The sequence below is a fragment of the Roseixanthobacter psychrophilus genome, assembly GCF_043195195.1.
Classification (GTDB): domain Bacteria; phylum Pseudomonadota; class Alphaproteobacteria; order Rhizobiales; family Xanthobacteraceae; genus NCEH01.
Map to the genome: position 1 here is coordinate 1 of NZ_JBAFWT010000250.1, position 210 is coordinate 210.

A 210-nucleotide genomic window follows, 5' to 3' on the forward strand; every position below is an offset into this window, starting at 1 on the left:
CCGGCGCGGCGGCGGTGGTGCGTGGGCGGCTGCGCGTGTCGGTGGACCCGTGGTTCGCGCGAATGGTGCTTGCTTCAAAGCTGCAGCAGTTCCTGCAGCGCCATCCGTTGCTGTCGGTGGATGTCTCCACCAGCAATTACCGCGAGGAGATGATGGCGGGCTTCGACGTGGCGGTGCGCTTCGGTCCGCCGGATACGTCATCCCTCATCG

General features: G+C 66.7%; 1 protein-coding gene. It reads left to right on the forward strand.

Annotated elements, in window-relative coordinates:
- Positions 1-210 (forward strand): LysR substrate-binding domain-containing protein (locus V5F77_RS29410; protein ID WP_429008553.1); only part of this gene is annotated, 210 nt, incomplete at both ends.